The 5774-nt window shown below is 60.5% G+C and carries 6 protein-coding genes; 5 read left to right on the top strand and 1 reads right to left on the bottom strand.

What is annotated here, in order from left to right:
• From EN884_RS22950 to EN884_RS22935, 4 genes are all read left to right on the top strand, one after another.
• On the top strand, positions 1-928 hold a 928-nt coding region (locus EN884_RS22950), incomplete at its 5' end, for an ROK family protein (RefSeq protein WP_245491970.1).
• An 82-nt stretch (positions 929-1010) separates the two neighbouring features.
• The gene (locus EN884_RS22945; protein ID WP_244514326.1) at positions 1011-2306 is read left to right on the top strand and encodes a sugar ABC transporter substrate-binding protein; all 1296 of its coding nucleotides are present in this window, start codon (positions 1011-1013) and stop codon (positions 2304-2306) included.
• A 55-nt stretch (positions 2307-2361) separates the two neighbouring features.
• A complete protein-coding gene (locus EN884_RS22940) occupies positions 2362-3228 on the top strand; it encodes a sugar ABC transporter permease (protein ID WP_013530442.1) in 867 nt (288 codons plus the stop codon).
• Positions 3229-3230: 2 nt separating this feature from the next.
• Positions 3231-4052 carry a carbohydrate ABC transporter permease gene (locus tag EN884_RS22935; protein WP_027160930.1) on the top strand — a complete coding sequence of 274 codons (822 nt, stop codon included), beginning with the start codon at positions 3231-3233 and terminating at the stop codon, positions 4050-4052.
• Here the strand turns inward: EN884_RS22935 and EN884_RS22930 are convergent.
• Positions 4049-4360, bottom strand: coding sequence for a hypothetical protein (locus EN884_RS22930; protein ID WP_127224133.1), 312 nt, complete (start codon positions 4358-4360; stop codon positions 4049-4051). The two genes, EN884_RS22935 and EN884_RS22930, sit on opposite strands and share 4 nt — an antisense overlap.
• A 195-nt stretch (positions 4361-4555) precedes the next feature.
• Between EN884_RS22930 and EN884_RS22925 the strand changes: the two genes are divergently transcribed.
• Positions 4556-5545, top strand: a complete 990-nt coding sequence (locus EN884_RS22925; RefSeq protein WP_063168707.1) for an ABC transporter substrate-binding protein — start codon at positions 4556-4558, stop codon at positions 5543-5545.
• Positions 5546-5774: the final 229 nt, after the last annotated feature.

Here is a 5774-nt window from a genome sequence, read left to right as displayed (position 1 = left end):
GATCACCCGTACCGAGCACGTCACCTCGTGGTTCCACCAGGCGATTTCCGGGGCCTATGCGGCAAGGGGCACGCAAACCGTGCTTGGCCCAACCGTGCTGGGCATCGACATCGGGGGAACCAAGACCATGGCCGCGCTGGTCAGCGGCGGCAAGGTGGTCGAGGACATGATCGTGCCTACCGCGCGAGAGGCTGGACCCGACGCCTGGCTGGCATCCCTTGCGCAAAGCACGTCGGCCTGGTCAAGCCGCTTCAGTCGTATCGGTATTGCGGTGACGGGGCTGGTGCACGATGGACGCTGGTCGGCGTTGAATCCGGCGACGCTTGGCATTCCCGACGGCTACCCGCTGGTCGAAAGGGCATCCGCTGTTTTCGGCAAGCCCGTCTGTGCGTTCAACGATGCCCAGGCAGCCGCCTGGGGCGAATACAAATTCGGCGCCGGGCAAGGTCGCGACATCGTCTTTCTGACCATCTCGACCGGAATTGGCGGCGGCATCGTTTGCAACGGCCGATTGCTGTCCGGTCTTGCCGGTCACTTCGGTCTGATCCGTGGTTTGTCTGAAGACCAGGCCCCGCTCGAAGACAGCACCTCCGGCCGCTGGATCGCTTCGCAGGCCCTCAAGGCCGGCTTCAAGGCCGATGCCGCCGATGTGTTCGGGCTTGCGCTGAAGGGCGAGGCCTGGGCCGACGCCATCGTCTCGCGGAGCGCCTCGCGGGTCGCGACGCTGTGCCGGGACATTCAGATGATGTTCGATCCGAAATCGATCGTCATCGGCGGCAGCATCGGTCTTGCCGATGGCTATCTCGACCGGGTGCGCGCGCATCTGGGCGAGGTTCCACCGCGCCTTTCCTCCAATCTCGTTGCGGCGAAGCTCGCGGGCCACGCCGGCGTCATCGGTGTTGCCGATCTTGCCGAATGGGCAAAGTAGCGGCGCCGCCGGTCATGCCATGCAAAAATCATCAAAAAAGAAGGGAACGATCATGAAATTGAGCAGGACGTCTTTTGCGCTTATGGCCACCCTCCTCGCGGGGACAGCTTTGCCGACCTTTGCCAACGCAACCGTGACCGTGCTCGGCTGGCCTGGCGGGTCCGAGGAAACCGCACTGCGGGCAACCGTGGAAACCTATAACAAGCAGGCAAGCGATGCCGACAAGGTGGAGCTGCTGTTCTTCAACCGCGAAGGCTTTTACGACAAGCTGCAGGCCGACATGGCGGCCGGATCCAACGCCTTCGACGTGAATCTCGTCGCCACCTACTCGCTCGGTCGCTACGCGCCCTATATGGAGCCGGTCGATCTTGGCGCGGATGCGGCCAAGGTTTTCGGCGAATCCGTTCTCAAGACGATGCAGTTCGACGGCAAGCAATACGGCGTGCCGACCGACCTTTCGCTGCACTTCATGTACTACCGCAAGGATCTCGTCGACGCCTTGAGCAGGGATGACGCCGCCAAGAAGACCTATGGTGAAATCGCCCAGAAATATCTCGGCAAGCCGCTGCAGCCGAAGGACCCGGACAGCTGGACCTGGGACGACTGGGCGGCCACCGCCCTCTATTTCACCAAGCAGGTGAACCCCGACAGCCCGGTGCGCTACGGCACGGTCCTGCAGATGAAGAACCTGCTGTTCAACATGATGGTCTTCCAGTCCCTGCCGCGCTCCTACGGCGGCGACTGGATGGACAAGAACGGCAATGTCACGGTGGATTCCGATGCCTACAAGACCGGCCTCGAGCTCTACAAGAAACTCTATGATGCCGGGTCATCGCCCAAGGATTCGCTGAGCTACGAATATGCGGAAACCAACGCGGCCTTCGCATCCGGTCAGGCCGCGACGGCACTGCAGTGGAATGCCGCGGCGGCGGATCTGACCAGCACCGAAAAATCTCCGGCGGTCGCCGAGGTGACCGGGATCGTCGCGCCGCCGGCAGGTCCCGACGGACGCGCCGATCATATCCACGGCCTTGGTTTGGGCCTCAACAAGAACGCCAAGAACAAGGAAGGCGCCGTCAAGTTCCTGAAGTGGCTCGCCACCGAGGATGCGGCCTTGCTCTATGCGCGCAGCGGCGGTTCGCCGGCATTGTCTCCCGATGTCGTCGCCAAGGTTGCGAAGGAACGTCCCGATCTCGTCAAGCTCGGCGAATTCGCCAGCAAGTACGGCTATGTCATGACCGGTGCGACGTCCGCGAGTGCGCTCCCGGTCTATGAGCTGCAGGCAAAGGAGTTTACCGGCTACTGGTCCGGCCAGCAGAGCCTCGAGGATGCGCTCGCCCACACCAAGGCGGGCATGCAGGACCTTCTCAAGAAATGAACCATTTGCCGGACGCCGGGTCGAGCTCGGCGTCCGGCGCGTTTGGCGGATCGACATGGCCCTTGTGACACGTGCCGAAGGCAGGATGTATCTGACGCCGCTGGTCGGCTTCCTGCTGCTGTTCCTCGGCTTTCCGGCGATCGTCAATCTGATTTATTCCATTTCGGCCGTCACATTCGAGACGCTGCGCAGTCCGGTGTTGAGCGGTTTCAGCAACTATGTCGCGGTGTTGAACGACCGCGAATTCTGGAGCTCGGCCTGGTTCTCTCTGCGCTTCGGTATTCTTACCGCATCAGCGGAATGTCTGATCGGTCTTTTCCTTGCCATCTTCCTGGCACCGCTTCTGAGCAAGCGACCAGTCCTGATGGCGCCGTTGATGCTGCCGCTGATGGTCGCGCCGGCCATGGTCGGTCTCATGTACCGGCTGGTGCTGCATGAATTTGCGGGCCCCGTCCCCTACTATCTCTTCGAATGGTTCGGTGACAGCCCGGCCTTCCTCGACATCAACAATGCCTTCCGCACCCTTGTCGTCGTGGAGACGCTGCAATGGACGCCTTTCGCCTTCCTGCTCTTCTACATGGCCTATTCGGCCATACCGCTCGACGTGCGCGAAGCCTCCTCGCTCGATGGCGCATCACCGTTTGAGATCGTCCGGTGGATCGACCTGCCATTGATGAAGCCGACGCTGGTCATCGCGTTTTTCATCCGTTTCATCGACGGTTTCCGGGTGTTCGACAATGTCTATGCATTGACCGGCAGTGGTGCAGGAGGTTCAACGACGTCCTTGTCGATCTACATCTACCAAGCCTTCTTCAAGGAAGGGGCTATTGGCAAGGCGGTCGCCGCCTCGGTTGTCCTGTTCATGGCGTCGTTCATCGTTCTCCACTGCCTTAACCGGCTTGCCGGCCGCAGGAAGCGTTGACGATGGCCGGGGCACTGCGCTGGATCGTTTTTGCCATCGCCGTGCTGGCGATGAATTTCCCCATTATCGTGACGCTGATCACATCGCTCAAAAGCCAGCGCGAGCTTTCGACGAACCCCGGTTTGTGGATCAGCCAGCCGACGCTCGACAACTATCTGGAGGTCCTGACGCAGACCAGCCGCTTCAACATCTATGCCTATCTGCTGAACAGCACCGTGGCGGCGCTGATCGGAACCGGCCTTGCGATCGTGCTCGCGTTCCCGGCTGCCTATGCGATCGCGCGCAGCGAGGCGGGAAAGCGCTTGGTCCTGCCGATCGTCATCAATCTTCGCGCCGTGCCGCTGATCATCTTCGCGATCCCGCTTTACATGATGTACCAGTGGCTGGGCCTGCTCGATACGCGGATCGGGCTCGGGCTCATCCTGACCATCGTCAACGCGCCGCTTGCACTCGTCATCCTGGTAAACGCGATTTCAGATGTACCAGTCGAACTCGACGAGGCGGCGAAAGTCGATGGCGCAAGTTCCTTGCAGGTGATGATGATGATCGTCCGGCCCGTCATCCGACCGGCGCTCGTCACAACCTTCATCTTCGGCTTCATCACCGCCTGGAACGAATTCCTCTTCGGCCTCATGCTGACAACCAGTCGTGCCGTGCCGATGACGGTCGGCGCATCCTTCTTCTTCGCCGCGAGCGGCGGTGGCGTAAAATGGGGAACCGCTTCCGCCGTCATGATGCTGGGCGCCTTGCCGCCGGCATTGCTGGGTCTTGTGATGTATCGGCAGATATCGGGATCCATGACCGCTGGGGCGGTCAAGGGCTAAAGCAAGAAGAAGTTCGTCTTTCCGACAAATTGGACAACCCAATCCGACAGCGCCAGCGCGCTTGTCAGGCCAGGTGGCTCGATTCCGAAAAGACGGATCAGCCGTCCGGACGGATCTGCCAGAATGGCGAAATCGCCGAACTGCAACCCGTTCGTTTTAGGCCGCAGCCCGCGATGGCTCGGCTCCAGTTCCCCGTCTCTCAGCCCCGGCCAATAAATGGCGCGTAAAATGGTGTGGCCCCGGGCCGGCCGAGGAAAGAAGAAATGGTGCAGCTTGCTGAGGGCGAAATCGCGATGGCGCAGACGCAACGCAGTCTGGTTAGGTCCAGCCTAAGCCGAACTACTGAAAATCATAATTTGTGCAGCGCACCCAACGTGCTTTGCTCCGCCATCGGCTGAAAGAAAACAAGAAAAGAACGTCAGGCGACAGGCTTCGGCGATGCCTCCGGAGCGGGTTTCGTTCGGGCCGGGATAACGCTCGACTTCAGAAAACAGGGGAACGTGATGACGACAATAATCTCGAAGTTTCGCCGGGCCGCGCTGGTGGCCGGCATTGCGCTCAGCGCCATATCGGTGAGCCTCCACGCCGAAGCTGGCAGCTTGAAACTGGGCATGACGACCTGGGTGGGGTACGGACCGCTCTTCCTTGCCCGTGACATGGGCTACTTCAAGGAAGGTGGGCTCGATGTCTCGCTTGAAATCATCGAGGAAGCATCGCTGTATATGGCGGCTGTTGCCGCCGGCGAGCTCGACGGCAGCGCATCGACCGTCGACGAGATCATGAAGTATCGTTCGAAGGATGTTTGCTTCAAGTCGGTCTATGCGCTGGATGACAGCCATGGCGGCGATGGCGTGCTCGCGCCCAGCGGGGTCAAGAGCATCGCCGACCTCAAAGGCATGGACGTAGCGCTGAACGAGGGTTCAGTGTCGCAGTTCTGGTTCAATATCCTGCTCAAGCAGGCCGGTCTCACCCAGGCCGATGTGAAGATCACCAACATGACGGCAGACGATGCCGCTGCCGCCTTCATGGCCGACCGCATTCCCGTTGCCGTCACCTGGGAACCGCATCTGACGCTGGCCAAGAAGGAAAACAAGGGACAGGTGCTGATCGACTCCTCCAGGACACCCGGCTTGATCGTCGATGTGGTGGCGCTCAACTGCGACTACATCACGAAGAACCCCGGAGATGTCGAGGCGCTGGTGAAGGGCCTCTACAAGGCCAACGAGTTCATCAAGGAGAATCCTGAGAAGGCGTATGAGGTGATGGCCAAAGGCGTCGGCGGCTGGCTGAAGGATCCGAAGGACTTCGCTTCCTCGGCCGCTGGCGTGAACTTCTACGGTAAGCAGCGCAATGCCGAATTCTTCGCCGGTGGCGAGACTGGCGAAGCCGGCAAGCTGATCAAGCTGGGCGGCGATATCTGGGGCGGCTTCGGCAAGCTCAAAATGGACGTCAAGTATGACGACCTCGTCGATACGTCCTTCCTTGGGAAGTAGCTTGGCCTTGGAAAGTAGCTTGGCCTTGGAAGTAGCTTGGCCTTGCAAAGTAGCTTGGCCTGCGAAGTAATTTGACCTTGCAAAGTGATTTGGCTGAACCGGAGGCGGACCTCGCGCCTCCGGTCCAAGCGGCCCAAAAGGGTATCCCGTGACACTAGCACCGAACACGAGCTCTCTGGTCAGCAATGGCGTGACCGCGAGAGTTGAAGAAGGTCAGGCCGGTCGATCC

The sequence above is a fragment of the Mesorhizobium sp. M7A.F.Ca.AU.001.01.1.1 genome, from assembly GCF_004022735.1.
In the GTDB taxonomy this organism is placed as follows: Bacteria; Pseudomonadota; Alphaproteobacteria; order Rhizobiales; family Rhizobiaceae; genus Mesorhizobium; species Mesorhizobium ciceri.
Note: the sequence above shows the minus strand (reverse complement) of the source record. Positions and strands in the feature narration are given on the sequence as shown.

Coding starts and splice junctions, on each gene's coding strand:
- EN884_RS22945 (WP_244514326.1), top strand. CDS start 1,011: ATGGCCACCCTCCTCGCGGGGACAGCTTTGCCGACCTTTGCCAACGCA.
- EN884_RS22940 (WP_013530442.1), top strand. CDS start 2,362: ATGGCCCTTGTGACACGTGCCGAAGGCAGGATGTATCTGACGCCGCTG.
- EN884_RS22935 (WP_027160930.1), top strand. CDS start 3,231: ATGGCCGGGGCACTGCGCTGGATCGTTTTTGCCATCGCCGTGCTGGCG.
- EN884_RS22925 (WP_063168707.1), top strand. CDS start 4,556: ATGACGACAATAATCTCGAAGTTTCGCCGGGCCGCGCTGGTGGCCGGC.